The organism is Marivirga sp., from assembly GCF_024636815.1.
In the GTDB taxonomy this organism is placed as follows: Bacteria; Bacteroidota; Bacteroidia; order Cytophagales; family Cyclobacteriaceae; genus Marivirga.
In genome coordinates, this window is record NZ_JAGXGF010000230.1 from 1 (window position 1) to 24627 (window position 24627).

Annotated in this window: 27 protein-coding genes; 9 read left to right on the forward strand and 18 right to left on the reverse strand. The window is 34.4% G+C overall.

Going from position 1 to position 24627, the window contains the following annotated elements; translation table 11 throughout:
• Positions 1-221 precede the first annotated feature (221 nt).
• From paaD to Q0L29_RS16400, 5 genes are all read right to left on the reverse strand, one after another.
• A complete protein-coding gene (gene paaD, locus Q0L29_RS16380) occupies positions 222-707 on the reverse strand; it encodes a 1,2-phenylacetyl-CoA epoxidase subunit PaaD (protein ID WP_296623406.1) in 486 nt (161 codons plus the stop codon).
• Positions 708-757: 50 nt separating this feature from the next.
• Positions 758-1513, reverse strand: a complete 756-nt coding sequence (gene paaC / locus Q0L29_RS16385) for a 1,2-phenylacetyl-CoA epoxidase subunit PaaC (RefSeq protein ID WP_296623407.1) — start codon at positions 1511-1513, stop codon at positions 758-760.
• A 3-nt stretch (positions 1514-1516) separates the two neighbouring features.
• Positions 1517-2158, reverse strand: a complete 642-nt coding sequence (locus Q0L29_RS16390; RefSeq protein ID WP_296623409.1) for a phenylacetic acid degradation b — start codon at positions 2156-2158, stop codon at positions 1517-1519.
• Positions 2159-2247: 89 nt separating this feature from the next.
• Complete coding sequence (paaA, locus tag Q0L29_RS16395) at positions 2248-3246, reverse strand: 1,2-phenylacetyl-CoA epoxidase subunit PaaA (RefSeq protein ID WP_296623411.1); 999 nt, start codon at positions 3244-3246, stop codon at positions 2248-2250.
• A gap of 84 nt (positions 3247-3330) precedes the next feature.
• On the reverse strand, positions 3331-3918 hold the full coding sequence (locus tag Q0L29_RS16400; protein ID WP_296623413.1) for a TetR/AcrR family transcriptional regulator: 588 nt from the start codon (positions 3916-3918) through the stop codon (positions 3331-3333).
• A 271-nt stretch (positions 3919-4189) separates the two neighbouring features.
• On the opposite strand from Q0L29_RS16400, the gene Q0L29_RS16405 reads away from it, so the two are divergent.
• Complete coding sequence (locus Q0L29_RS16405) at positions 4190-6139, forward strand: M1 family metallopeptidase (RefSeq protein WP_296623414.1); 1950 nt, start codon at positions 4190-4192, stop codon at positions 6137-6139.
• A gap of 52 nt (positions 6140-6191) precedes the next feature.
• Here the strand turns inward: Q0L29_RS16405 and Q0L29_RS16410 are convergent, their stop codons facing one another.
• A complete protein-coding gene (locus Q0L29_RS16410) occupies positions 6192-6761 on the reverse strand; it encodes a hypothetical protein (RefSeq protein ID WP_296623416.1) in 570 nt (189 codons plus the stop codon).
• A 138-nt stretch (positions 6762-6899) separates the two neighbouring features.
• Here Q0L29_RS16410 and Q0L29_RS16415 point away from each other — a divergent pair, with 138 nt between their 5' ends.
• Positions 6900-9737, forward strand: a complete 2838-nt coding sequence (locus tag Q0L29_RS16415; RefSeq protein ID WP_296623419.1) for a pitrilysin family protein — start codon at positions 6900-6902, stop codon at positions 9735-9737.
• A gap of 235 nt (positions 9738-9972) precedes the next feature.
• Here the strand turns inward: Q0L29_RS16415 and pth are convergent, their stop codons facing one another.
• From pth to rluF, 4 genes are all read right to left on the reverse strand, one after another.
• Positions 9973-10533 (reverse strand): aminoacyl-tRNA hydrolase, encoded by a 561-nt coding sequence (gene pth / locus Q0L29_RS16420; protein ID WP_296623420.1) that lies wholly within the window; start codon positions 10531-10533, stop codon positions 9973-9975.
• Between the two features lie 60 nt (positions 10534-10593).
• Entirely contained in the window at positions 10594-10899 is a 306-nt protein-coding gene (locus tag Q0L29_RS16425) for a hypothetical protein (protein ID WP_296623422.1), read from the reverse strand.
• A gap of 95 nt (positions 10900-10994) precedes the next feature.
• Positions 10995-11315, reverse strand: a complete 321-nt coding sequence (locus tag Q0L29_RS16430) for a hypothetical protein (protein WP_296623423.1) — start codon at positions 11313-11315, stop codon at positions 10995-10997.
• Complete coding sequence (rluF, locus tag Q0L29_RS16435) at positions 11305-12036, reverse strand: 23S rRNA pseudouridine(2604) synthase RluF (RefSeq protein WP_296623425.1); 732 nt, start codon at positions 12034-12036, stop codon at positions 11305-11307. The genes Q0L29_RS16430 and rluF overlap by 11 nt, the downstream gene beginning before the upstream one ends.
• Before the next feature lie 369 nt (positions 12037-12405).
• Here rluF and Q0L29_RS16440 point away from each other — a divergent pair, with 369 nt between their 5' ends.
• The gene (locus Q0L29_RS16440; protein ID WP_296623427.1) at positions 12406-12939 is read left to right on the forward strand and encodes a hypothetical protein; all 534 of its coding nucleotides are present in this window, start codon (positions 12406-12408) and stop codon (positions 12937-12939) included.
• A 14-nt stretch (positions 12940-12953) separates the two neighbouring features.
• Here the strand turns inward: Q0L29_RS16440 and Q0L29_RS16445 are convergent, their stop codons facing one another.
• From Q0L29_RS16445 to Q0L29_RS16475, 7 genes are all read right to left on the reverse strand, one after another.
• Entirely contained in the window at positions 12954-13859 is a 906-nt protein-coding gene (locus tag Q0L29_RS16445) for a biotin-dependent carboxyltransferase family protein (RefSeq protein ID WP_296623429.1), read from the reverse strand.
• Entirely contained in the window at positions 13819-14493 is a 675-nt protein-coding gene (pxpB, locus tag Q0L29_RS16450) for a 5-oxoprolinase subunit PxpB (protein ID WP_296623431.1), read from the reverse strand. Before pxpB ends, Q0L29_RS16445 begins: the two co-directional genes overlap by 41 nt.
• On the reverse strand, positions 14490-15245 hold the full coding sequence (locus tag Q0L29_RS16455; protein ID WP_296623433.1) for a 5-oxoprolinase subunit PxpA: 756 nt from the start codon (positions 15243-15245) through the stop codon (positions 14490-14492). The genes pxpB and Q0L29_RS16455 overlap by 4 nt, the downstream gene beginning before the upstream one ends.
• Before the next feature lie 8 nt (positions 15246-15253).
• On the reverse strand, positions 15254-16465 hold the full coding sequence (locus tag Q0L29_RS16460) for an Nramp family divalent metal transporter (protein ID WP_296623435.1): 1212 nt from the start codon (positions 16463-16465) through the stop codon (positions 15254-15256).
• Between the two features lie 76 nt (positions 16466-16541).
• Positions 16542-16817: a CopG family transcriptional regulator gene (locus Q0L29_RS16465; RefSeq protein WP_296623436.1), complete on the reverse strand. Its 276-nt coding sequence runs from the start codon at positions 16815-16817 to the stop codon at positions 16542-16544.
• Positions 16756-17019, reverse strand: a complete 264-nt coding sequence (locus Q0L29_RS16470; protein WP_367275804.1) for a BrnT family toxin — start codon at positions 17017-17019, stop codon at positions 16756-16758. The genes Q0L29_RS16465 and Q0L29_RS16470 overlap by 62 nt, the downstream gene beginning before the upstream one ends.
• Entirely contained in the window at positions 16988-17560 is a 573-nt protein-coding gene (locus Q0L29_RS16475) for a peroxiredoxin-like family protein (protein WP_296623437.1), read from the reverse strand. The genes Q0L29_RS16470 and Q0L29_RS16475 overlap by 32 nt, the downstream gene beginning before the upstream one ends.
• Positions 17561-18199: 639 nt before the next feature.
• Between Q0L29_RS16475 and Q0L29_RS16480 the strand changes: the two genes are divergently transcribed.
• The 3 genes from Q0L29_RS16480 to Q0L29_RS16490 all read left to right on the forward strand — a co-directional run bounded on the left by Q0L29_RS16480 (position 18200) and on the right by Q0L29_RS16490 (position 20566).
• Entirely contained in the window at positions 18200-18589 is a 390-nt protein-coding gene (locus Q0L29_RS16480) for a DUF4136 domain-containing protein (RefSeq protein WP_296623438.1), read from the forward strand.
• A 191-nt stretch (positions 18590-18780) separates the two neighbouring features.
• Positions 18781-19917 (forward strand): tRNA 2-thiouridine(34) synthase MnmA, encoded by a 1137-nt coding sequence (gene mnmA / locus Q0L29_RS16485; protein ID WP_296623439.1) that lies wholly within the window; start codon positions 18781-18783, stop codon positions 19915-19917.
• On the forward strand, positions 19892-20566 hold the full coding sequence (locus tag Q0L29_RS16490) for a hypothetical protein (RefSeq protein WP_296623440.1): 675 nt from the start codon (positions 19892-19894) through the stop codon (positions 20564-20566). The genes mnmA and Q0L29_RS16490 overlap by 26 nt, the downstream gene beginning before the upstream one ends.
• A 23-nt stretch (positions 20567-20589) precedes the next feature.
• Here the strand turns inward: Q0L29_RS16490 and Q0L29_RS16495 are convergent, their stop codons facing one another.
• On the reverse strand, positions 20590-21819 hold the full coding sequence (locus Q0L29_RS16495) for a serpin family protein (protein WP_296623441.1): 1230 nt from the start codon (positions 21817-21819) through the stop codon (positions 20590-20592).
• A 151-nt stretch (positions 21820-21970) separates the two neighbouring features.
• Here Q0L29_RS16495 and Q0L29_RS16500 point away from each other — a divergent pair, with 151 nt between their 5' ends.
• The 3 genes from Q0L29_RS16500 to holA all read left to right on the forward strand — a co-directional run bounded on the left by Q0L29_RS16500 (position 21971) and on the right by holA (position 24453).
• Positions 21971-22786 (forward strand): S1-like domain-containing RNA-binding protein, encoded by an 816-nt coding sequence (locus tag Q0L29_RS16500; protein ID WP_296623442.1) that lies wholly within the window; start codon positions 21971-21973, stop codon positions 22784-22786.
• Between the two features lie 14 nt (positions 22787-22800).
• Positions 22801-23283, forward strand: a complete 483-nt coding sequence (locus tag Q0L29_RS16505) for a YkgJ family cysteine cluster protein (RefSeq protein WP_296623443.1) — start codon at positions 22801-22803, stop codon at positions 23281-23283.
• 147 nt (positions 23284-23430) lie between these two features.
• Positions 23431-24453 (forward strand): DNA polymerase III subunit delta, encoded by a 1023-nt coding sequence (gene holA / locus Q0L29_RS16510; RefSeq protein WP_296623444.1) that lies wholly within the window; start codon positions 23431-23433, stop codon positions 24451-24453.
• Positions 24454-24627: the final 174 nt, after the last annotated feature.

The window sequence follows — 24627 nt, forward strand, 5'->3', positions numbered from 1 at the left end:
GCACAAAACAGCGCACAAACCTAAGCCACCCTTGACAAACTTAAAATTTTATCATAGGACAACTACGCCTAAAAAAGGCAAAAAAAGAAAATAAATTACCTTTTGTCTGGTTTTTCAACATAGAAACTCAGGTTAATAATAGTTTCCAGTGTTCATGAAAAAACCTGTCAGATTACATTTTCTAGACAGGTTTTTGTTTTTACTGAAGATATAAATCGAAATTAAATAGGCTTAAAACTCTCAAATGCTTCACCGCAGCTATTACAGTGGTGTAACGACCTACAAAGCGTGGGGCCAAAAGGAGATTTTAATGTAGTGTTAGTACTATCGCAATTGGGGCATTCAGCATGCTCGATGATATCCAAGTCTTCAATTACATTATTATGCACTGGGGGAGGAGCAAGTCCAAATTTCTTTAAGGCTCTTTTGCCTTCATCGGATATCAAATCTGAACTCCAGGTGGTTTTTAAGTTTAAATTGACGGTATGGTTATCAATACCATTCTTATTGAGCACATCTACTACATCCTGCTTCATATAATCCATAGCAGGACAGCCAATGAAAGTAGGCGTCATATTGACAGTCACATGATCATTTTCGATCTCTATTCCTGTTATCACGCCTAAATCTACCAACGATATAACAGGGATTTCAGGATCTTTCACCTCTTTCAACAACTCTAATATTTTATCCTCAGTTAATGTCATTTCTAAAAATGGTTTATAATTAAATTGCAGCTTATCAATTCTAAAATTGATTACCAATCAGCTGAAGGATCTACTCTGAATACTTCACTCATCTCTTCTACCAATGGTTGAAGATGTTCGGTATGCTTTCCATCTCTTCCACCATAAACAGGTTTAATAGTGTTCCAATCAGGTAATTTAAGACCAGCTTGTTCCAGAACTATGGCGATATTTTCTTTCCATTGCTCTTCTATAGCTTTTTCCCCCGGATAAACTCCAGCATCTATAATTTCCTTTTCGAATTTAGAAGGTTCAAACACGCCTAAAGCATAAGGTAAAGCTTCATCTAAACTTTTTTGCAATCTGTCATGTGCTTCTTCATTTGCTGTAGCCAATTGTTTGATCCATGTATTAGCATGCATTACATGATATTTGATTTCACCTTTTAGTTTCCTGGCTACTTGGGCCAATTCTTCAATCGGGCAATCTGCCAACATGCTAAATCTGATGTAATCCGCGTGGTCGAATAAGAAATGGCGAATTAAGCTGAAATCATATTCACCGATTGGTAACTCAACAAACTGACTGTTGTGAAACTGATCAGCATTTCTTGTAAATGCAACCGTATCAGGGTCTTGCTCTCCCAATTCATGGAGTAGATTATAGAAAGCCAAACTCTGACCTACTTTATCCTGTGCCATGGAAGAGAACGCAATATCTTCTTCCAATAAAGGTCCAACGCCAGTCCATTCAGAATTTCTATGACCTAAGATCAATAAATCATCTGCTATTTTATATAATAAATCTTTTAATGCTTCTTCAGTCATGACTTATGCTTTTTGTTCTGCTTTAAATTTCTTGATTTTGTCTGTTGCCTTGTAATCCATGGCATCGCGATATCTCTTGTCTGGAAGAGTCTCCCAAATATCTGCAAAATCCTCACCTTCAATTTTCATAAAATCTTCAGATTTTGCTACCCAAATATTTAATACTGATTTTTCTTCCTGGAATTGATTTTTTGCTTTAAAAAGAGCTTCTTCAAAGCAGCTGGCTTCTAAATTACCAACATGTGCATGTTGCTTACCTCTTTTTCTCAAATGGAAAATCTCATATTTCTCAGAATTGCCTTTTTCAGCTCCTTCCATTATTTCCTCATGGATGAAATCATAAATATCTTCATCATTTTCAGTGATAGGCGATACCTTAACATTATTCGTATTCACTACCCAAACTCCAGAACAGCTCATACCTCTTCGGCTGAATTGCTCTTTAGCAAATAAAAAAGCCATATCAATAGTTGGAGCATGCACTATTCCTTCATGCTGATAAGGTTTATTTTCCGTGGGCTGAACAAATACCTCAAAAGTCACAAATTGATCTTTATTTTCCTTAGAAGGAAAGGTAGTTCCAAATTCAGCAGGTATATTTAATCTATTGATCCTCGGATCTAATGAGTTTAAAAAATCAGACATTGTTAATTAATAATTAGTAATTAAAGATTAATAATCAGGAATTGATGGATTATATGGTAATTAGTAATTAACCAATTCCTAATTCGTAATTAAGCTAAAGGTGCTACGTATTCTTCACCTTTTGTTTTAGCAGTTAAAGCTCTTCTAACCCAAGCGCCTCTTTCTTCTGCGGTTCTTCTTACTGCTAAACGCTCTTTATTACAAGGACCGTCACCATTAATCACTCTTTTGAATTCTTCCCAATCTGGTTCAGTAAATTCCCATTCACCTGTTTCAGAATTCTTTTTCAAGTTTTCATCAGGAATAGTTAAGCCTAATTCCCAGATTTTTGGTACATACATATCTAAGAACTGTTGACGGCATTCGTCATTAGTTGCCATTTTCACTTTCCACTTAGTTAAAATCTGAGTATGGGTTGACATTTTATCAGAAGGTCCAAAGAAGTGCATCATTGGTGGCCACCATCTGTCAACAGCTTCTTGCATCATTTCTCTTTGCTTTGGAGTTCCCGTAGCTAAATGAATAACACAATGGTGTCCATATTTTAGGTGAAATGATTCTTCGGCACAAATTCTATCTAATGCACGGCAATAGGGGCCATAGCTACCTCTAGCATTTGCTAATTGGTTTACGATTGCACCAGCATCCACTAGCCATGAAATAAAGCATGAATCTGCCCATGTGAAAGTAGGGTAGTTGAAGATGTTGGAATATTTAGATTTTCCTGTAATCAAATCTTCAATCATTTGCTCGCGGCTTTTTCCTAATGTTTCGGCAGCACCATATAATAACTGTGCATGTCCTACTTCATCTTGAACTTTTGCCATTAAGGCTAATTTTCTTTTGAAGCCAGGAGCTCTGGTGATCCAGGTTCCTTCCGGCAAAGCACCAATGATTTCAGAATGACCATGTTGTTCAATCATTCTGATTAATTGTTTCCTGTAAAGTTTAGGCATCCAATCATTAGGTTCAATTTTCTCACCTCTTTCGATTCGAGCTTCAAATTCAGCTAATTTCTGTGGATCCTCATCTTTTAGTAATTCATTGTTTACTGATGATGATTCAAATACTTGTCCGCCTCCGTACATAATTTTTATTTTTATATTTTATATAAATTCTATAATTAAATTACACAACTCATTATCATTGTGTTTTTGCCTAATAGGCTTTATTTAAGATCTAATTTTCAAGCCGTTAATGAAAACATCTGTTACATTTTCAGCTATTTCCTCGGGAGTTAATTTTCCTTCAGGTTTATACCATGAAGGCATCCAATTGATGGAAGAAAGTAATGCTAAAACAGTAAATTTCGCATCCATTTTTTTAAAAGTCCCTTCTTTATGACCATCTATTAATATCTGTATGAATTTGTTTTCGTAATTGTTGCGCATCGCTAAAAAATCTTTCAGATATGAGTCGCTTAAATGTCTCCATTCTGAAAAGAATACTGCACTGGCAGCGCTATCTTTTGTCAAAACCTGAACATGTGAAATAACTGCCTTTTTTAATTTTTCATCTGCGCTTAATTTTTCCAACTCAATTTTCTCTAATGATTGAAAAAAATCATTTGCCATTTGAAAACAAATAGTTTGTAATATTTCCTCTTTTGACTTAATATGAGAATATAAACTAGCAGCTTCAATACCAATATAGCCTGCTAAATCACGCATACTTGTTGCAGCATAGCCTTGTTGTTGAAAAAGTTGAGTAGCTTTATCAATTATCTGCTGTTTTCTATTTAACTTGGTCTTAGTTATCATTCCTCAAATATAATAAACAAACGTTCGTTAGGGAAATATAGTTCAAAGATTTTTTTTGATTTATATAAAGTTTTATCCATTTAGATTCCCTATAAATTCTTTGCTTGTAATAGTAAAAGCCTGCGTCATTGTGATAAATATAAACAATATTATAATATTAGGTAAACTTCAAAGCAGCACAATACTAACCCACTTATCAAACAAATCTGTGCATAGCAATAAAATTATATTAATTTCGTGTTTTAGTGAATTTAAACCATAAATGAAATATATGAGAGTATTGAAACTATTGGTTTTAATGTTTTTAGGTGTAATGACTAGCCTATTTGCGCAAAACCCAGAGGAAAATAACCAGGATTTATTTAAATTCTTTGGTGATCGAGAGGGAAATGAATACAGAGCGGCATCCGGTAAACCCGGTCACAATTATTGGCAAAATAGTGCTGATTATAAAATTGATGTCACACTAGATGAGGAAAATGAAATGATTAATGGGAGCATCACCATTGATTATACCAACAACAGTCCACAGAAATTGGAATTTGTTTGGTTGCATTTAGAACAGAATCGATTTACTGAAACCTCAAGAGGAACTCTAACCACTCCAATACAGGGGAACCGATATACTGGCGATATGGATGGAGGTTATACTATCAGCAATTTAAAAGCTGTGAGCGGAAGAAGAGGTAATCCCTCAAGCGAGCATATCATTAATGATACTAGAATGCAAGTTTTCTTTGATGAACCAATTGAAGCAAATGGAGGTACGGCTAGTATCAGCATGAATTTCGAATATAAAATTCCGGTTAAAGGAATGGACAGAATGGGACAGTTGAAAGTGGATGATGGAACTATATTTGCCATGGCTCAGTGGTATCCGAGAATGGTAGTTTTTGATGATATCAGAGGATGGAATACTTTGCCATATTTAGGTGCAGGAGAGTTTTATTTGGAATATGGTGATTTTGAATATAATGTGACTGTACCTTATAACCATATCGTGGTTGGTTCAGGGGAATTATTAAATCCCAAAGATGTATTGACGTCTGAACAACAAAATAGAATGGCTAAAGCAGCCAAAAGTGATACAACAGTTCATATAATTACAGCTGATGAAGTGGGAGATCCTTCCATAACAAGACCAAAGCAATCAGGTAATTTAACATGGAAATTTAAGATTGAGAATGCCAGAGATGTAGCCTGGGGGTCATCACCTGCTTTTATCTGGGATGCGGCTAAAATAGATTTGCCAAGTGGTAAAAAAGCTATGGCTCAATCTGCTTATCCAAAAGAAAGTGATGGAGAAGATGGATACGGACGTTCCACTGAATATTCTAAGGCTTCAATAGAGCATTATTCTAAAAAGTGGTATGAATACCCTTATCCTAATGCAGTAAATGTAGCGGCAGACATAGGAGGAATGGAATACCCTGGCCTTAATTTCTGTGGGTATCAATCTAAAAATAAATCATTATGGGGCGTAACGGATCACGAATTTGGCCATAACTGGTTCCCAATGATAGTAGGAAGTAATGAGAGGTTATATGCCTGGATGGATGAAGGATTCAATACTTTCATCAACTTTTATTCTTCTGAAGAATTTAATGATGGTGAATTTGCTGATGATTTAGATGAAACCAGAAGTTATGTAGGCTGGTTAACTAGCGAGAGCAGAGAAAAAATAGCTACTTATCCTGATGTTGCTAATACCAGAAACTTAGGTATGATTGCCTATATGAAGCCTGCAATGGGGCTTTTGATGTTGAGAGAATACATTATAGGTCAGGAAAGATTTGATAATGCTTTTAAGGCTTACATTAACAGATGGGCTTATAAACATCCAACTCCGGGTGACTTTTTTAATACCATGGAAAATGTAGCAGGAGAAAACCTATCATGGTTCTGGAGAACCTGGTTCTATGGAAATGGAAATATTGACATCGCGTTAGATGGAGTTTATCCATATCAAGGAAGCTATTTGTTGGTATTAGCTAATAAAGGAGAAGTTCCAATGCCTGTAAAAATGAAAGTTACCTATGCTGATGGAAGCAATGAAATGGTTGAACTTCCAGTTGAAATCTGGCAAAGAGGCAATTCTTGGAATCATTTATTAACTACAGGAAGTAAAGAAGTAGTGAAAATAGAAATTGATCCTAATAAAATAACTCCAGATATCAATGGAAGTAATGATGTTTGGCCAATTCAATATTATGAGGATTAATTATTGATTAAAAATACAGTTTACATAAAAAGCTCTCCATATGGAGGGCTTTTTATTTTTCTATAATGGGAACAAATGGTGGTTCGTTCATATTACAAAGCTCAACTTGTTCAATGGATAAATAATACTTATTGAGTTTATTTTTATAACGTTGACCAACTAATTCATGGTTTAACACCCATTCTTTTGTTGCAATAATTTCATCTCTAAAACCTCTTTTAATTGCAATATAATCTGCTTCATGTTCTGCTTTAATTTTAAAGGAATTAGAAAACACATACTGTAATCCATATCTTACCATTCCTAAATTTGAATAGGAAAGATAGTCTACTAAATGACCTAATTCGTGGGCAAACCAGCCAGTCATCACCTTTTGAGGAACATCTTCGACTTTAAGACTATTACTACTGCTAACGTAAACCCCTAGCATTATTCTATATCTTTTTACTCCACTAAAAATATTCTTTAATGAAATAATAGGTTGTGCCTGCATAGTGGATGATTTAACTCTTTTTTGATATAGTGTTACAGGGTAATCATGTAATTCTTCATATTCTTTTAAAGCTGTAAGAAAACTATCTTTTATTTTGTCGCTTTTAACTTTTTTGAATTTTACTTTCATAGTAAATACCTAACGACTCAAAAAATTGATTGTTTAATGCTTTTTTTACAAAAAAACTAATACGATAGTTGTCTAAAAGATATTTTTATAATAATTTGTCCTCTTAAAATTAAAAATAAACTTAAAATTATGCTTAAAATGAAAAATTTATTGATTGCTTTAGTACTGTTTGTCTCGGCAAGTTCAGCCTGGGCGCAGTCTTCAGAAATTGAAAAAGCCTTACAAAAACCAATTCCATTAGATCCTAATGTGAAAGTAGGGCAATTAGAAAATGGTTTAACCTACTATATCCGCCAGAATGAAAAGCCGGAAGATAAAGTAGAATTCCGCTTAGTAATTAATGCAGGTTCTATGCAGGAAAATGATCAGCAATTGGGGTTGGCTCATTTTACTGAACACATGGCTTTTAATGGGACCGAGAATTTCAAGAAAAATGAATTAGTGGATTATTTACAGTCAGCCGGGGTTAAATTCGGTGCTGATTTGAATGCTTACACTAGCTTTGATGAAACTGTTTATATCTTACCAATTCCTACAGATGATGAGGAAGTATTAGATAAAGGCTTGACAGTATTGGAGGATTGGGCTAATGGTTTATTGATGACTGAGGAAGAAATCGATAAAGAAAGAGGCGTAGTTTTAGAAGAGTGGAGATTAGGTCAGGGAGCTGGTCAAAGGATGAGAGATGAGTATTTCCCTATTCTTTTCAAAGATTCACGCTATGCTGAAAGATTGCCAATCGGTAAAAAGGTAATCTTAGAGAATTTCGAATATGAAACGCTTCGTTCTTTTTACAATCAATGGTATAGGCCAAATTTGATGGCTGTTATTGCAGTGGGAGATATAGACCCTGCTGAAATGGAAAAAGAAATTAAAGAGCGATTTGGAGATTTGGAAAATCCGAAAGATCCTAAAGAAAAAGAACTTTACGAGGTTCCTGATCACGAGGAAACTTATGTGAGTATAGTAACTGATAAGGAGGCTAATTTTAATCAAATTCAACTTTACTATAAACACGATAATGAAGTAATGAAAGATTTATCGGATATGAGAAGGGATTTGGTTTATAGCATGTACAATGGAATGCTAGGTCAAAGATTAAATGAATTAAGGCAATCTGCTAATCCACCATTTTTATTTGCAAGTACTAACTTTTCACAGATGGTGCGAAATAAAAGTGCTTATTCCTCATTTGCTATTGTGGGTGAAAATGGATTTGAAAGAGGTGTAAAAGTATTAGCAGAGGAAAATAAAAGAATTAAAGAACATGGTTTTACTTCTTCTGAATTAGAGCGCTACAAGAAAACATTTTTAAATAATGCTGAAAAGAGTGTAAAGGAACTGGATAAAACAGAATCAAGCAGATTTGCAAGTGCATACATTCAACATTTTTTAAGTGAAAACCCTATTCCAGGTGCGGAATTCGAATTTGAATTTTATCAAAACTTAATTAACACTATCACTCTGCCAGAGATTAATATGTTAGCCGGAAAATGGGTTACAGATGAAAACCTTGTTGTGGTTTTAACTGGTGCAGAAAATGAAGGTGTAGAAATGCCATCTGAAGATGATATTTTGGCTATTTTAGAAGATGTAAAGAGTTCTGATATTGAGCCTTATAAAGAGGAGGAAGTAGCTGAAAATTTTATGACAAATGCTCCTAAAGCTGGAAATGTGACTAATTCAACAAAGCATGAAGAGCTAGGTGTAACTGAGCTTGAATTAAGCAATGGGGTTAGAGTAGTATTGAAACCTACTGATTTTAAAAATGATGAAGTAAAAATGAGAGCCTATAGTTTTGGTGGTCATAGCCAATATGAAATGGAAGATTATCATTCTGCTTCTAATGCTACTTCTTTAATTTCCGAAGCCGGAGTTTCTGATTTCTCCAATACAGACATTCAAAAGATGCTTTCTGGTAAAACTGTTAGGGTAAACCCATATATTGGATCACTATCGGAGGGTTTTAATGGTCAAGCTAGCCCTCAGGATTTAGAAGAATTATTTCAATTAACTTATCTTTATTTTACAGCTCCAAGAATGGATGAAGAAGCTTTTGGTTCTTATGTAAGTAAGAATAAAATGCTTTATGGTAATTTGATGTCAAATCCTCAGTTCTATTATAGTGATAAAGTAAGCATGATTTTAGCACAGGATAATCCTAGAGGTGGAGGGTTTCCTAAAGCAGAAGATTTAGATAAGATAGATTTCCAGAGAGCTTATGATATCTATAATGAAAGATTTGCCGATGCAAGTGATTTCACCTTTGTATTTGTGGGCAATTTTGATGTAGAAGGTATAACTCCAATGTTGGAAACCTATTTGGGTAGTTTGCCAACAGTAGAAAGAAAAGATAATTGGGTAGACTTAGGTATCCGACCTCCAAAAGGTGTGGTGAAGGAAGAAATCATCAAAGGAACGGATCAAAAAAGTTATGCTACTATTTTATATCATGGTGAGACAGAGTATGATAAGCAAAAAAGCTATCACTTGAAATCGCTGGGTGAACTAGTGACCAACGAATTAATTGATATTCTTAGAGAGGAAAAGAGTGGAGTTTATGGAGTTGGTGCTTCTGGAAGTATGCAAAGATTACCGGAAAGCCGATATTCGTTTAGAATTGCTTTCCCTTGTGGGCCTGAAAATGTAGATGATTTAGTAGAGACCACTCATGAAATCTTAGCGGATATTAAAGAGAATGGCGTGAAGGAAGAGGATTTAGCTAAAGTGAAAGAAGCTCAATTGAAAAACCTGAAAGAGAATTTAAAGAAAAATGATTATTGGTTGAACAGGCTTTATAGTTTCTATTACTACGATGATGATTTAAGTAATTTCATAGTAACGGAAGATAAAATTCAATCATTATCTACTGAGGATTTAAAAGCTGCAGCAAATGAATTTTTAAATGAAGACCAATTTGTAGAAGCCATTTTACTTCCTGAAGAGGAATATGCTAAAGAGGAATCTGCAGAGTAAAATATTATTAAGTTCATTTCATGAAAGGCTGTCTCATATTTAGGTTTGGGGCAGCCTTTTTTGTTGATAAATGTTATTTGGGCCTCTTCCGCTAGCGTCTCGCTAGTGGAAAATACTCCCGCCTCTGGCGTTTTTCAGCTGTTTCTTCCTAAAGGTTCTATATTATTTAAGCCTACATTCCGTGCTAGGCACAAGTAAAAATCACCAGCGAGACGCTGGCGATATAACTATTTTATTAATCATTAAACTCACTCATTGTTCTACTGACCCCAATGGTGGAAAAGCCTAAAACCATATCACAGGCTTTATCCATTATAAAAGGCAATTCATCAAATTCTTGTTGAGTGAAAGGGCTTAATACATAATCCACTTGCTGACCTTTATGGAAGTTATCTCCAATGCCAAATTTCAATCGAGCATAATTTTGTCCACCAGTCATATCTTCAATGTTTTTCAGTCCATTATGACCTGCAGCTGATCCTTTTGCTCTTAATCTTAATTTACCAAATGGAAGAGCAATATCATCCGTAATAACTAAGATATTTTCCTTAGGAATTTTTAGCTCCTGCATCCAGTAGTTTACAGCCTTACCAGAAAGGTTCATATAAGTGGTAGGTTTTATCAAATGGATTTGTCTGCCCTTATATTTAAACTCGGTTTTCATGGCTAATTTCAAAGTCTCAAACTCCACTTTTTGCTGGTCAGCCAGTCTATCCAATGTTAAAAAACCGATATTATGCCTTGTGATTTCATATTCGGCTCCAATATTTCCTAAACCTGCAATTAGGTATTTCATAATCTTGTTTTATTTTTCAAAACGCAAAAATAAATGATTTTTATGGGAGTGCCGAGAAATTTACTCATTCAAATATTCCAATAAAATCTTATTAATAGGAGAGGGCTGAGTTAAAGTCATCATATGTGATCCTCCTTCAATGATATGAGTGGCTTCTACATTTCTAATGGGGATGGTACGGTCTTTTGTTCCGTGGATATGAATAATGTTTTCCTGCGCGATTTTCCTTTCCCAATCAATAATCATGGTTACAGTGCGCTTCATGTACACAGGATCCTTACTAGATAACATACTTTTAAAAGTAGCTTTGTTAGTATTTCTGTCAGGCTCCACTATGGGTTGTAATAACTTAGCACCAGCCAGCATCAATATTGGAGGTACATTTTTATATAAAGGGATAGCTTTTTGAAATTTATATCTAAATGGAAGTTCTGACCGAGATTTAGCACTGGAAATGATAATTACTTTTCTGGATTTAAAAACTCATGGAGTTCTGATATAATCATACCGCCTAATGAAACACCAATAAATATGTACTGCTGACTAGTATCAATTTGCTTGGATATTCTTTTCGCATATGCTGACAATGAACTTCCATTGTCCGGTATTGGATATTCTATATGGACTATTCTATAGTCAATTTTGAATTTTAAGCTGTCAAATAATCGCTCATCAGAACCTTGACCAGGGAATAAATAGATAATAGGCGTCTCCTGAGCAAATGCAATAGTACTATAACAAATGATAACTATTGAAATTAATATGGATCCCTTAATTGTCATGGGTTTTATCGGACTGGCTTACCAGGTTTTGGATTTCATTTAGTTCATTAGGGGTTAGGGGTCTCCATTTTCCTTTTTCTACATCTAACTTGATATTCATAATCCTGATTCTTTTTAAACCCGCCACTTTATAATCAAAATATTCACACATTCTTCTGATTTGGCGGTTTAAGCCCTGTGTTAAAATTATTTTAAAAGTACTTTTACCTAATTGCTCAACAAAGCATTTTTTTGTTACGGTATCCAAAATAGGAACTCCATCACCCATTTTCTGAATAAAATCACCTTTGATAGGTTTATTTAAATGAACGATATACTCCTTTTCGTGATTATTTCTTGCTCTTAAAATTTTATTAACGATATCCCCGTCATTAGTGAGTAGAATTAGTCCTTCACTGTATTTATCCAGTCTACCTATAGGAAAAATTCTCTCAGGATAATTGATAAAATCTATAATATTATCCTTTTCTCTTCGCGTATCAGTTGTGCATACAATTCCTCTTGGCTTATTGAATGCTAAATAAACAAAATCCGATTTTGGCTCTGCAATCAATTTTCCCTTAACGCGTACTTCATCATCTGGCCCTACTTTGGTACCCATTTCAGGAACTTTTCCATTAATGGTAACTGCTCCTTCTTCTATTAACTTATCTGCTGCTCTTCTGGAGCAATAGCCAGCTTCACTTAAGAACTTATTGATTCTTTTTAATTGTGTATCCAAAATTTATTTGTTAGCAACCAGGATTAACCAATTGAATGATTTGTCCATACTTTTATAAAACAAGCCAAAATTAAACATCTCAAACTAGATTAATTGCATAAAGCATCAAAAATGTATGAATACTATACTAATATGAATTAGGGCTTCATCAAATCAAAATCTTTATATTAACATAGCTGTTTTGTTGACGAGTTGAATTGAACCTAATTAGATTTCATGGCTTCAACTGTCCATTATTTACGGAATAAGACTTATAGAGAAGAAAGTAGCATGAATTTTATGAAGTGGAAAAAGCCTAAATTTTTAATGTTAGAAGTTTATTGAAGCTGATTAAGATTAAATAATGTATATTTCCATATCAAAAAACCTATGTGGAATATTAAATATATACTTACCAGCATTTTGGCTGTAATCTTTAGCTTTGTAGTACATGAATTCTCACATTGGATATGTGGCGAATTCTTAGGTTATGAGATGAAAATGACCTTAAATACGGTTTATCCAGCACTAAAAGCATATGATACTCAGGCAGATTATATGCTGATTTCAGCAGTTGGCCCCATCATCACTTTAATTCAGACAGTTGTTTTCTTTTTACTCATTAACAACAGTAAAAATCTTTATTTATTTCCCTTCTTATTCACTTCTTTCTATTTACAATTATTGTCTGGAGTGATGAATTTTTCTAAACCAAATGACCTCGGTAGAATCAGCTCGTATTTTGATTTAGGATTATTTACTATTCCAATTCTTGTGATAATTCTCCATACTTTTTTATTGTATAGAGCGATTAATCTCAATCAGATAAGGAAAAAAATGATTTGGATTACAGTGTTTTATGTAATTCTATTTTCTTCTATCTGGATTTTAGGCAATCAATTTTTTAAGATCATTTTAATATAATCTAATGTGTCTTATTATTCTAAACTAAACCAAATCTCATCACCGGGCTTCAACTGAGCCAACTGGTCTAAATCCTCATTAATTATATTAGCTATTCTTGGATACCCACCTGTAGTTTGCGCATCTTTCAATAAAATTATAGGTTGGCCGCTCCCAGTTATTTGAATTGTTCCGGGGATAATCCCTGACGAAATCATCTCTGTGCTTTCCTGTTTTGAAGTTAAATCTGTAGTTAATCTATAGCCCATTCTGTTGGCATCTTGAGAGATTTTATGACCTTGACCGAAAAATTTGGCAATAGCTTCCCTAGAAATATTTTCAAATTCAGGACCAGGGGTTACTCTTAATCTAACCATTTGGGATAGAATGGTTGTATGCTTATTCTCATCCCAACTTCCGGTTTTATTTAAAAATGAAGAGTGAATTTTTAGTTTTGTACCCTTTTGAATAATGCTATCAGGTGTAGCATCCGCTGCTTGCAATAACGGACTTACACTTCCTTTCCATTTTTTAGCCTTCCATTCACCCGCGATTGCTAAATAGGCTCTACAGCCGGATTTTAGTTTCCCAAATTTTAAAACAGAGCCACTTTTGATATAAACAGCAGTATTGTTTTCAATTAATTCATCATCGCAAAAAAGCTCAAATAGAGCACCTGAGATGGCTATTAATGCATCCCAATCGAATAGAATTTCTGGTCCTGTCATGGTTATTTCCAATACAGGTACATCTTCTTCATTACCGACTAACTGATTAGCCATTTTAGCAGAAGTGCTATCTAAGGTGCCTCCAACGGGAACTCCCAGGTGTTGCAAACCAGCTCGTCCATTATCTTGTAAGGTGGTCTGAAGTCCTGGCTTTAAAAATGTTAAAGTCAATTCATTTGCCATTTTTCTGTAGAGTTTTAAAAGTTTGGGCACTTATAGATTTGAATTTTATTTTATCTCCCAGTTTAATAAGGAATGCATTTTCCTTAGCTGCATCAAATATTTTCAGGGGTGTTTGCCCGATAAGTTGCCATCCTCCTGGTGCATCAGTTGGGTAGATGCCTGTTTGCTTTCCGGCTATTCCAACGCTTCCCGCCTTAACTTGCTTTCTGGGAGTTGCTTTTCTTTTACATTCCAACCCCTCGGGTAATTCTCCTAAATACGGAAACCCTGGAAGAAAACCCATCATATAAACATCATAAGTTTTAGAAGTATGTAGGGATATTATTTCCTCAGAACTGAGGTTTATTTCTTTTGCAAGTGATGCTAAATCAGGGGCAAATTCCAGCTCATAACAAACAGGGATTTCAATGATTTTAGAATCTGATTTAATTTCATCAGGCTTGATATTCAGCTTTTCAATTTTAGATTTTAATTTTTTAAAATTAGTCGTTACGGGGTCAAAAACCACCATAACAGAACAATAGGCGGGTATTTGATAGCTTACTTCTTCAAATTCGCTAATTGAATTGAAATAGCCTTTTACCAGATTATGAATTTTAGCATCTATTTTCTGCTCAAAATTAATGAGCAAAGCATTATTCCCATAAGGCAGTATATTGATCATAGTTGAATGCATTTAACTGTAATAGGCTGGTCCAATTGGTGGGTCGCTTTTAAAATATCTTCTGCTAATGGATTGTCCCCATGAATACATAAACTGTCCACTTCCATTGTGATTCGTTTTCCGCTTGCCGTTTGCACTTCTCCTTTTTGTGCTATTGAAATGAATTGATTTATGCTTTCTTCAACTGATTCTAAAACAGATCCTTTTTCTTTTCTTGGCATTAGACTTCCATCATCTTGATAACGCCTGTCCAAAAACCCTTCTCTTATAAACCTGAATCCGCATTGTTGGGTGATTTCCTGAAAAGGACTTCCAGCCAGACCAAGAATAGCTAAATCAGGATCAATTTCTTTAACTGCTGATAGAAAAGTATTCGCTTCTTTTTCACCAAATGCAATGGAATTGTAAAGTGCACCATGTGCTTTTATGTATTTGAGTTCACCTCCGAGACTTTTTACCATGCCTATTAAGGCGGAGATTTGATATTTAACAGAGGCTTTTAATTCTTCATGGGAGAGCACAATTTTTCTTCTGCCAAATCCTGCTAAATCAGGATAGGAGGGATGAGCTCCAATTTGAACATTGTGTTGAAGTGCTTTTTTTATGGTGTTTTCAATATGTAATGGATCTCCACCATGAAAACCGCAAGCAATATTACAGGAACTGATGTATGGGAATATCGCATCATCATTGCCCATTATAAATTGACCGAAACTTTCTCCTAAATCGCAATTAATATCTATTGAACTCATCTTTTAGATTATATTATTCCTAAAGCAGTGAATATGCTTTTTAAGCCTAATAGTAAAGTTACAATAATTACCACAACGCCAATTATATTAATGAGTTTTGAATTTGCATGATTTCCCATAAGTTCTTTATCATTCACAATCCATAAAAGATAGACCGCTAAAATGGGTAATAGCAGTCCATTGGCAACTTGTGCAAAAAGGATTAGTGCTGTTGGTCGAAAACCCAGCGAAGCAACAATAATTCCAGTTAACAGCACAAAAGCCCAAACCATTTTGAACTTTATATTTTTCAAACCACCTTTCCAATCCAATATTTCCGAGGTCGCAAAAGCTGCGGCCAAAGGAGCAGTTATGCTGGACGAAAAGCCAGCGGCTAAAAATCCAAATGCAATAAAATGAGTTGACCAATCGCCTAAAATGGGTTTTAGTTGCTCTCCCAAGGCCCCGATACCATCTATTTCCTGAGGATTTCCCTCAAAAGCAACAGCAGCAGTTATCATTATAGCCATGGTAATTAATCCCCCTAAACTTACTGATAAAATAGTATCCAGTCTTGAGAGTTTTAGTGAATCACCAGTTTTCCATTTCGTTTTACTAGCCGAAGCATGAAGGAATAAATTATAAGGGACTACCGTGGTTCCAATTAATCCAACTACCATTAAACCTGCCTTTTCAGGGATAACTGGTATAAAAAGTCCTTTTAAGATTTCAACTATTGAAGGATGTAAAAGTATGGCTGCAAAAATAAAAACCACCCCCATTACACTTACCAATAATACCAGAAAGCGTTCGATGTATTTGTATTTGCCAAGATATAATAAAATAAAAGCAGTGATTCCAATAAAGATGAGCAATAAATTAATACCAAATACTTCCGGAAAATTTTCAAAACCTAATACGGCCCCTGCCAGATTCCCTGATTCATAAGCAGCATTCCCGATGACTATTGCGCTAATAACCAGGCCAAAACTTAAGTACTTTAAAAATTTATTAGTGGATTTTTTACGAATTGCTTCTCCTAAGCCCATTTTCGCCTGAGTTCCTAAACGAGCAGTCATTTCTTGCAAAATTATGGTTGCGAAAATGGAGAAAAGCATGGCCCAAAGTAGGGTGTATCCATATCCTGCTCCAGCCATACTAGCTGTAGTCACGGTACCCGGTCCGATAAAAGCCGCAGCCACTATCATTCCCGGACCCAATTGCTTTAATTTTTTAAGCATTCACTTTTTTCCAAAAGTTAAGGAAATTATTGGAAATGGATATTGCTATATGGATAACTTGATAACCTACTAAATTTTATAAAGATTTCTCTTTAAGCTTTTCAGAAATGAAAACTTTGATAACGCTTTGTCTAGTGACTCCTAATCTTTTAGAAACCTTATCAAGTTCTAATACCATCCATTCAGGAAAATCAATACTTACTCTTTTAGGCTTATTTGCGGGTTTTATTACATTTTCTAAATCTAAAAATTCAGAAATATCCTCTCCATTATCAAACTTTGAGTCAAATTCAGATGCTTTTATAGATGTCTTTTTCAATTTTTCTGACTGAAATAATTCTAATATTATCATTTCTTATAGTGAAAATTGCAGACCAAAAAACGTTATTAATTTTCCCTATTAGTAAATATCGACTTTCATCAATGTTTTTTGCAGTAATAATTACCCTCGAAGAATCATTCCATAATTTTTTAGCCTCATTAAAATCAATTCCATGTTTTGATTTATTTGAATTACTTTTTTCAGGAGGCTTCATCAAAAATACTACTATCATCAGCAAATTTTTCAATAAGATCTAAATCCAATCTATCAGTTAATGATTTTGAATAATGTAGTTTCTTTAGCCTTAGTCCTTTATCAACCAAAAATTCAGCCGGAATTGTATTTAAAGATTCTTGAGCTTCAGGCATATTCATTGGAACTCCTTTGAACTTTGCTTTAATAGCTGTTTGAATAAAGCTGGTAATATGGCTTTTTGTAGATATAGATTTGGATTCCTCTAAACCATACTTACCATAAATTTCTTTTTCAGGGTCAGATATCAATGGGATAGGAGATACCTCTTTATGGAATGAACTTCTCAATAATACGCTTTCTTTAGATTCAAAAAAGAAAATCATTTCCAACCCTTTAGCTTTCAGTTTTTCGTGCACTTTTGTTAACGCATGTACCCTAAGATTACAAAATGGGCAACCTGCATGTCTAAAAAAGCCAATTAACAATTTTTTGTCTTTATAATCCTCAAGATTGATTTGTCTTCCAAAAATATCTTTTAAATCGAATAAGGGCGCTAGAGCCGAACGCTGTAAACTCATAAAGTATATTATTTAAATTTTTTCTACACAATAACGGTCTAAATTATAAAAAAGGTTTGATAAAATGATGAAATTGTCATGAATTTGACAATAAGAATTAAGTTTGAATTTTAAATTATGTTTAGATAATTTGGGATATGCTAAGATGAATAAGAGCTACAGTTAATTCTTCCATAGGATTATACTTTGAATCCTAATCTTTCACCAGTAATAAAGGGACTATTGAGAATATACTTACACTCAATAATTGACTAAATTATTTACTTTTTCTGTGGCTTTTCAGGATTAAAGATAAAAATATTCGCAACTAAAATCTTTGTTCATACCTATCATAATTATTGTTCTGTTACGAATATTTCACTGTTTTATCCAAGTCTAAATTAATTCATAAAACTTTGATTATCATCATTTAAAACTTTATTAGCAGTACTTATATATGAACCTTTTAACAAAAAAAACTAGATACCATGAAAAATTTAATAAGGGATTTTAATAGTAACAAATCTTAATGCACAATCGATTTATTCTGAATTAAGAGATGGTCTGATTGATAAAAATTATGAATCTTTTAGTCTTTTAGATCCCACAAAAGAAGCTGACCCAAATACAAAAGAAGCTTTAATAATTAGTGATGAATATATGGCGAGCATAACCGCCTATGCTGTTCCTGTTTTCCCTTCGATGGAAGTTAAAAAACAAGTTGAGCATGCTATAAAGCATGAGTTAATAACTGAAGATTACAAACATATCAAATCTGGAGGAGAGATGCTGGTTTCTTATTTAATTTTTGGTAAAGATGGCCAATTACAGGGCGATTTTACTGAAAATGAATATGGAATAGATAAAGATGTGGATGAAGTTAAGAAAGGCACTCTTTTAATTTCTATAATCGATAAAGAAAGTGGATCTACAGTATGGTCCGGTTTTAGTGATGGTGCTTTTGGCGGAGATGCCCCAATGGATGATAATCAAATCGTTAAAACAGTATCTAATATTCTTGATTGGATGAGAACTGAAGATAATTACTAGTATTAATTATTAACTTATTATGAAAGAGGCTTACCTAACAGTAAGCCTTTTTTTGATGTATAAGTTTTGAAAATCGTAATTGATTCAATAAATCTTCCTTACCTTTGCACTTTATACCAATAAAAGTTGTTGGTAATTAGAAATAAATGTATCACCAAAGCAGGACTGTGAATCCTGTGAAAACGTGAATTATGAGCAAAAAAGGAAGAGTATTAGTAGCCATGAGCGGTGGAATAGACAGCTCATTGGCAGCCGTTCTATTACATGAACAAGGCTACGAAGTCATAGGAATGACCATGAAAACATGGGATTATGCCTCCTCAGGCAGTTCCAAAAAGGAAACAGGCTGTTGCAGCTTGGATTCCATCAATGATGCCCGAAATTTAGCAGTGAATCTGGGCTTTCCACATTACATTTTAGATATCAGGGAAGAATTTGGCGATTATGTGATCGATCATTTTACGGATGAATATTTGGCAGGAAGAACGCCTAATCCATGTGTACTGTGTAATACGCATATTAAATGGGATTCATTATTGCGCAGAGCTGATAAACTAGGTTGTGATTATATTGCTACTGGCCATTATGCTAAAGTGAGAGAAGAGAACGGTAGATATATCATCTCCAGGGGAAAGGATTTGAATAAAGATCAATCTTATGCGCTTTGGGGTGTTTCTCAAGAAAGTTTAAGTCGTACCATTTTACCTTTAGGTGATTTAACAAAACCTGAAATACGTAAAATGGCTGAAGATAAAGGTTTCTATGAATTGGTCAATAAATCTGAATCTTACGAAATCTGCTTTGTACCTGATAATGATTATAGAGGGTTCTTGAAAAGAAGAGTCGAAGGTTTAGAAGAAAAAGTTAAAGGAGGAGAATTCGTTTTGGAAGATGGCACTGTGGTCGGAACTCATGAAGGTTATCCTTTCTATACTGTTGGACAAAGAAAAGGTCTGGGGATTGCTTTGGGCTATCCAGTTTACGTAACTGAAATTCAGAAGGATAAAAACAGAGTAGTTTTAGGTACTTTTGATGAACTTTCCAGAGATGGTATGTATGTCAAAAATTTGGTCATGAGTAAATATACGTCTTTAGAAGACCGATTAGATACTGTAACCAAAGTTCGATATAATGATGATGGCGCTCCAGCTGTAATCGAGCAAGTAGGAGATACTATGAAAGTATTTTTTGGAAATGGTATTCCTGCAATTGCACCAGGTCAAGCGGCAGTCTTCTATGAAGGGGATGATGTAGTTGGCGGTGGCTGGATACATTCATCTTTCAATCAACAAAAATTAAAAAATGAGGCTTTATCTACTTCTGTTTAGTCTCTTAATATTTATCACAGCTTGTGATAATTCATCTGTAGCTCCAAATCAAGAAATTCTGGGGCTACAGTTTTTTCCTATTGATTTTAAAAATATCGATAATTATGTAGTTGAAGAAATCAATTACAATAATGACGGTACCATAGATACCAGTCGCTATTTCCTTCAAGATGAATGGACTGATTCTTTGGCTATTGATAATGGAGTAAAATTAGAAGGTTATCGCTATAGAATTAACCAAAACGATCAAAAGGAAGTAGTCTCAACTATAGTCAAAACGCGCACTTCTAATTTAGCGATATTGAAATTAGGCAATTCAGAAGAAATAAAATTAAGTTTCCCTATTGCAGAAGGTAAAAGCTGGAATGGGCATCCTCAAGAATTTGAGGAAGATGAATTTAGAATTTTCAAAGCCTTTCAATCCTATGAATTAGGAGATTCTACCTTTGAAAACACAGTTCAGGTAATTCAAGAAGATAATCAGGATTCCATTTCTAATTTTGATCAGAGAATTGAGGTTTATGCTGCTAATACTGGCTTAATCTCTAGAGTTTCATCTCAATTAGAATTTTGCCGTGACACAGAATGCCTGGGGCTTCAGGAAATAGAATTTGGAAAAACTGTCAGGATGAAACGGGTTTTTGAGTAAGCAGACATTAAATTTATTATTAGCTAGTTTTTCAAAGGATTCATCACTTTCCCTATAAATATTAAAGTATTTGTAGTGCGCTCACGTATAGCAAATACAAAGGGTCGATTAACATTGAAACTAGGCGGTAAACCACTTGTTAGGGAAATACCTACTGTTGTAACAGCTGCAGCCTCTGTGCCTTCTTCATTTACTTCTACAAAAGTATTTTGCTTGACAAAGGACACATAAATATTGGCATCAGCAATACCAGACAAATCAGCATCAAAAGGGGAAAAGGCGTCAATCATGCCCATGCTCTGCAGTTGGCCATTAAGATATTTCTCATTGGAAAATTTAAATTTAGGCATCAAAACATCAAATTCAGACCACTCATTTTGTTCATCTAAAGATGTAGTAATTTCATTCCAAGCTGATTCATCCAAATTACTTACAAATTCGTTTGTGCTGTCATTAGGAATCATGACTACCATACTGAAATTGGTTCTACCATAAGGCATTTCAATAATGGCTGACCCATTGTGATGAGTTCTTTTTGAACCAATTGCTCCCTTCATCATATCAACCTGAATTTGATTTCCATCTTCCAGAAAAAAGGTGGATGGAGCGGTTTTATTTTTATCAAATTGATAGGTCCAATCGCCTTTAAAATACAATGCATTCATCAAAAACATGACCGCATCACTACTAATTCCTTCTAAAACCTTAGGGATTTTTCCATTCGTATTGTCACTAGCCCATTGATTGATGGTGTTAAGAGCCGCAGGTTCATTGAAATCCAAAGCCTGAACATTGGCCTTAAAGTCTTGAGTTAGGATATCTTTATAGGATTGCTTCACATTAAACTGCTCACGGTAAAAGACAGCATTTGCTAATGACATTTTTACCTGAGGGTCAGCTTCTAATAGCTGTTTGACTAACATCATATAGGTTTCATTGATGTTTTGGATATCCATACCTTCAGGATAAGCAAGTGTGTTTTTGAGTTGATTGTAGGTTTCACCTTCACAGCCATTGAGTAACATAGTGAGGACTGCTGATGCACTGAGAGGTGACAGCATTAGATTGTCATCTGTTCCTTCAGAAACTTTACCAAAAAGTGCTAAACCAAATGAATTGTTACTTTTAATAACTTCTGGTGCCTGAGGACTAAGATTAAAGGTGGTTGGATTGAGGTCTAGGCTAATTTCGTCTTGGGAGCATGATTGCAAAGAAAACCCTATTGCAATTACATAATAAATTAGCTTTTTCATAAAATGATTTTTTTATTTTTCAAATTAACGATTTTTTGTTAAATATATTTTTCAGATCTGATTACACTGACTTAATATTTATTACTAATCAAATGGTAAGCTGTCAACCTTCATACTTCCTTTTTCAAAAAAACAAACTTAACTTGCAGGCATGTTAGCATTAGGAAAATGGAATACCTTAAAAGTAGTCAGAGAATCACCTCAGGGACTATATCTCAGCGATGGGGAAGAAGATGTATTATTACCCAATAAATACGTCCCACAGAATAAGAAAATTGAAGACGAGATAGATGTTTTTATCTATAAAGATTCAGCTCAGCGTCCTATAGCAACTACTCTAAAGCCTTTGGCTGAACTGCATCAAGCGAGATTGTTTGAAGTCATGCAAATAACGGAGGTGGGTGCTTTTGTGGATTGGGGATTAGAAAAAGAGCTTTTAATACCATTTTCAGAGCAAACAGATGAATTAGAGGTAGGCGATTTAATTGTGGCTTATGTCACTTTAGACCCCAAAACCGAAAGAATAGTAGCTTCCATGCATATTGAATCCTTTTTGGAAACGGGTTCAGGAGATTTGAAAGAAGGACAAGAAGTAGATTTGTTGATTTATAGAATCACAGATTTAGGTTATGAGGTAGTCATCAATCAGCAATATAAAGGCTTAGTATACGAAAACACTGTTTTTGATCCACTAGACATCGGAATGGAAGGCAAGGGAAAGATAAAGTCCATTCGAGCTGATGGCAAAATGGATGTGCAGTGGAAAATTGAAAAGGAAGAAAAGCAAAAGGAAATACTAGAGTTACTAAGAGACCATAATGGTTTTATGCCTTATCATGATAAATCGAAACCAGATGAAATTTATGATGTGTTTGGACTAAGCAAAAAGGAATTCAAAAGACAAATCGGGCATCTTTATAAAGAAAAGAAAATCCAGATTAAGGAGGATGGGATTTATTTGGTTTAATTGGTTTCATAATCATGAGCAATGAATTATATCAAATCTGGAAAGAAAACAGCAAGGATTATGTTACTCAAAACAAAGTTTTTTACCAGAAATTGCGCAAGAAGAAAAAGCTGGATGATGAATTTCATGATTTAGACGCAAAGGTTTTCGAGAAAATGGATTGCCTGGATTGTGCGAATTGCTGCAAAACAACTAGCCCAATTTTTCAGCAATCTGATATAGAAAGGGTTTCCAAAGCCTTGAAAATGAAAGTGCCTGAATTTATAGAAACCTATCTTCATTTAGATGAAGACAAAGATTATGTTTTGAATTCAGCGCCTTGTCCGTTTTTAGGCTATGATAATAAATGCATAGTCTATAAAAACAGACCCACAGCCTGCAGAGAATACCCGCATACCAATCGAAAAAGAATGCATCAGATCCTAAAGAAGACTTTTAAGAATGCTGAGGTATGTCCTGCGGTGTATCATATTTTGGAGGAGATGAAAGCCCCTTAATCTCCAAAGGGGAAATTAGGTTAGCATCACCAAAGGAAAGTTGGTATTCTAAAGTTTGATTAAGGAATTCCTAAATCTCGATACTCAATACTAGTTACTTGATACTCCCGCAAGGAAAGTTTATATTCGCACCATTACATTAATTTTATGGCAAAAGCAGCAGAGCAAATACTGGCAGACCTTGAAAAAGGCAATTATGCACCCGTTTATTTCCTACATGGAGAGGAGCCTTATTTTATAGATTTAATCAGTAACTATATAGAAAAGAACGCTTTAGACGAAAGTGAAAAAGGGTTTAACCAGCAAGTTTTATACGGGAAAGATGTAAAGCTTGATCAAGTGGTTTCTGCTTCTCGCTCTTTTCCTATGATGGGACAAAGACAAGTCATTATTGTTAAAGAAGCTCAAAATCTTGGAGAATTTACGGAAAGTGATTTTGACTTTTCAATGTTCGAAAACTATCTAAAAAGTCCACAGCCCTCAACGGTATTGGTTTTTTGCTATAAGCACAAAAAGCTTGATAAGCGTAAGAAAATTGTTAAAACGCTCGAACAGTTTACTATTTTATTGGAATCCAATAAGATATATGAAAATAAGGTGCCCGATTGGATTCAAAATTATGTGAAGTCAAAAGGTCATACCATCAATAGACAAGCATTATTGTTGCTCACAGAATATATTGGAAATAACCTGGAAAGACTTTCCAATGAGATTGATAAAGTTTTAGTGAATTTTTCTGATCCTGTTGAAATCAATGAAGGCTTGGTTCAGGAGTATGTAGGCATCAACAAGGATTTCAATATTTTTGAATTACAGAATGCTATCATTAAAGGTGATGCTTTGCGAGCAAATAGAATCATCAACTATTTTGCTTCAGACCCTAAAAACCATCCAGCTGTGGTGAATATTGCTTTTCTTCATGCTTTTTTCACTAAGGTTTTGCTCATTCATCATTCTCCCGACAAAAGTGAAAGAGGAGTGGCTTCGGCAGCTGGTGTAAATCCATTTTTCGCTAAAGATTATTTGGCTGCTAGCAGAAGATTCAATTTGAATAAAACCATTCAGAATCTAGCCTATATCTTTCAGGCTGATTTAATGTTCAAGGGAGTTACAGCGAATATTACCGAGGCACAATTAATGAAAGAATTGGTATACAAATTGATGCACTGAAAAAATAAATGATTAATTATTCAGTTATTTAGTTGAAATGACGTTAAACAAAATAGAAATTTAAACCTGTCAGGGTTTCTTTTTGATATGGTATCATAATTCAAATATTTGGTAATAGTAGCCAGTTCTAAACCTGACAGGTTTATCAGTTTAAATTAATGTATCAGACTTATC

What these genes read in the sequence shown, in the direction of transcription:
- paaD (WP_296623406.1), bottom strand. Translation starts at nt 707, where the DNA reads ATGACATTAACTGAGGATAAAATATTAGAGTTGTTGAAAGAGGTGAAA.
- paaC (WP_296623407.1), bottom strand. Translation starts at nt 1,513, where the DNA reads ATGACTGAAGAAGCATTAAAAGATTTATTATATAAAATAGCAGATGAT.
- Q0L29_RS16390 (WP_296623409.1), bottom strand. Translation starts at nt 2,158, where the DNA reads ATGTCTGATTTTTTAAACTCATTAGATCCGAGGATCAATAGATTAAAT.
- paaA (WP_296623411.1), bottom strand. Translation starts at nt 3,246, where the DNA reads ATGTACGGAGGCGGACAAGTATTTGAATCATCATCAGTAAACAATGAA.
- Q0L29_RS16400 (WP_296623413.1), bottom strand. Translation starts at nt 3,918, where the DNA reads ATGATAACTAAGACCAAGTTAAATAGAAAACAGCAGATAATTGATAAA.
- Q0L29_RS16405 (WP_296623414.1), top strand. Translation starts at nt 4,190, where the DNA reads ATGAGAGTATTGAAACTATTGGTTTTAATGTTTTTAGGTGTAATGACT.
- Q0L29_RS16410 (WP_296623416.1), bottom strand. Translation starts at nt 6,761, where the DNA reads ATGAAAGTAAAATTCAAAAAAGTTAAAAGCGACAAAATAAAAGATAGT.
- Q0L29_RS16415 (WP_296623419.1), top strand. Translation starts at nt 6,900, where the DNA reads ATGAAAAATTTATTGATTGCTTTAGTACTGTTTGTCTCGGCAAGTTCA.
- pth (WP_296623420.1), bottom strand. Translation starts at nt 10,533, where the DNA reads ATGAAATACCTAATTGCAGGTTTAGGAAATATTGGAGCCGAATATGAA.
- Q0L29_RS16425 (WP_296623422.1), bottom strand. Translation starts at nt 10,899, where the DNA reads ATGCTGGCTGGTGCTAAGTTATTACAACCCATAGTGGAGCCTGACAGA.
- Q0L29_RS16430 (WP_296623423.1), bottom strand. Translation starts at nt 11,315, where the DNA reads ATGACAATTAAGGGATCCATATTAATTTCAATAGTTATCATTTGTTAT.
- Q0L29_RS16440 (WP_296623427.1), top strand. Translation starts at nt 12,406, where the DNA reads ATGTGGAATATTAAATATATACTTACCAGCATTTTGGCTGTAATCTTT.
- pxpB (WP_296623431.1), bottom strand. Translation starts at nt 14,493, where the DNA reads ATGATCAATATACTGCCTTATGGGAATAATGCTTTGCTCATTAATTTT.
- Q0L29_RS16455 (WP_296623433.1), bottom strand. Translation starts at nt 15,245, where the DNA reads ATGAGTTCAATAGATATTAATTGCGATTTAGGAGAAAGTTTCGGTCAA.
- Q0L29_RS16460 (WP_296623435.1), bottom strand. Translation starts at nt 16,465, where the DNA reads ATGCTTAAAAAATTAAAGCAATTGGGTCCGGGAATGATAGTGGCTGCG.
- Q0L29_RS16465 (WP_296623436.1), bottom strand. Translation starts at nt 16,817, where the DNA reads ATGATAATATTAGAATTATTTCAGTCAGAAAAATTGAAAAAGACATCT.
- Q0L29_RS16470 (WP_367275804.1), bottom strand. Translation starts at nt 17,019, where the DNA reads ATGATAGTAGTATTTTTGATGAAGCCTCCTGAAAAAAGTAATTCAAAT.
- Q0L29_RS16475 (WP_296623437.1), bottom strand. Translation starts at nt 17,560, where the DNA reads ATGAGTTTACAGCGTTCGGCTCTAGCGCCCTTATTCGATTTAAAAGAT.
- Q0L29_RS16480 (WP_296623438.1), top strand. Translation starts at nt 18,200, where the DNA reads ATGGCGAGCATAACCGCCTATGCTGTTCCTGTTTTCCCTTCGATGGAA.
- mnmA (WP_296623439.1), top strand. Translation starts at nt 18,781, where the DNA reads ATGAGCAAAAAAGGAAGAGTATTAGTAGCCATGAGCGGTGGAATAGAC.
- Q0L29_RS16490 (WP_296623440.1), top strand. Translation starts at nt 19,892, where the DNA reads ATGAGGCTTTATCTACTTCTGTTTAGTCTCTTAATATTTATCACAGCT.
- Q0L29_RS16495 (WP_296623441.1), bottom strand. Translation starts at nt 21,819, where the DNA reads ATGAAAAAGCTAATTTATTATGTAATTGCAATAGGGTTTTCTTTGCAA.
- Q0L29_RS16500 (WP_296623442.1), top strand. Translation starts at nt 21,971, where the DNA reads ATGTTAGCATTAGGAAAATGGAATACCTTAAAAGTAGTCAGAGAATCA.
- Q0L29_RS16505 (WP_296623443.1), top strand. Translation starts at nt 22,801, where the DNA reads ATGAGCAATGAATTATATCAAATCTGGAAAGAAAACAGCAAGGATTAT.
- holA (WP_296623444.1), top strand. Translation starts at nt 23,431, where the DNA reads ATGGCAAAAGCAGCAGAGCAAATACTGGCAGACCTTGAAAAAGGCAAT.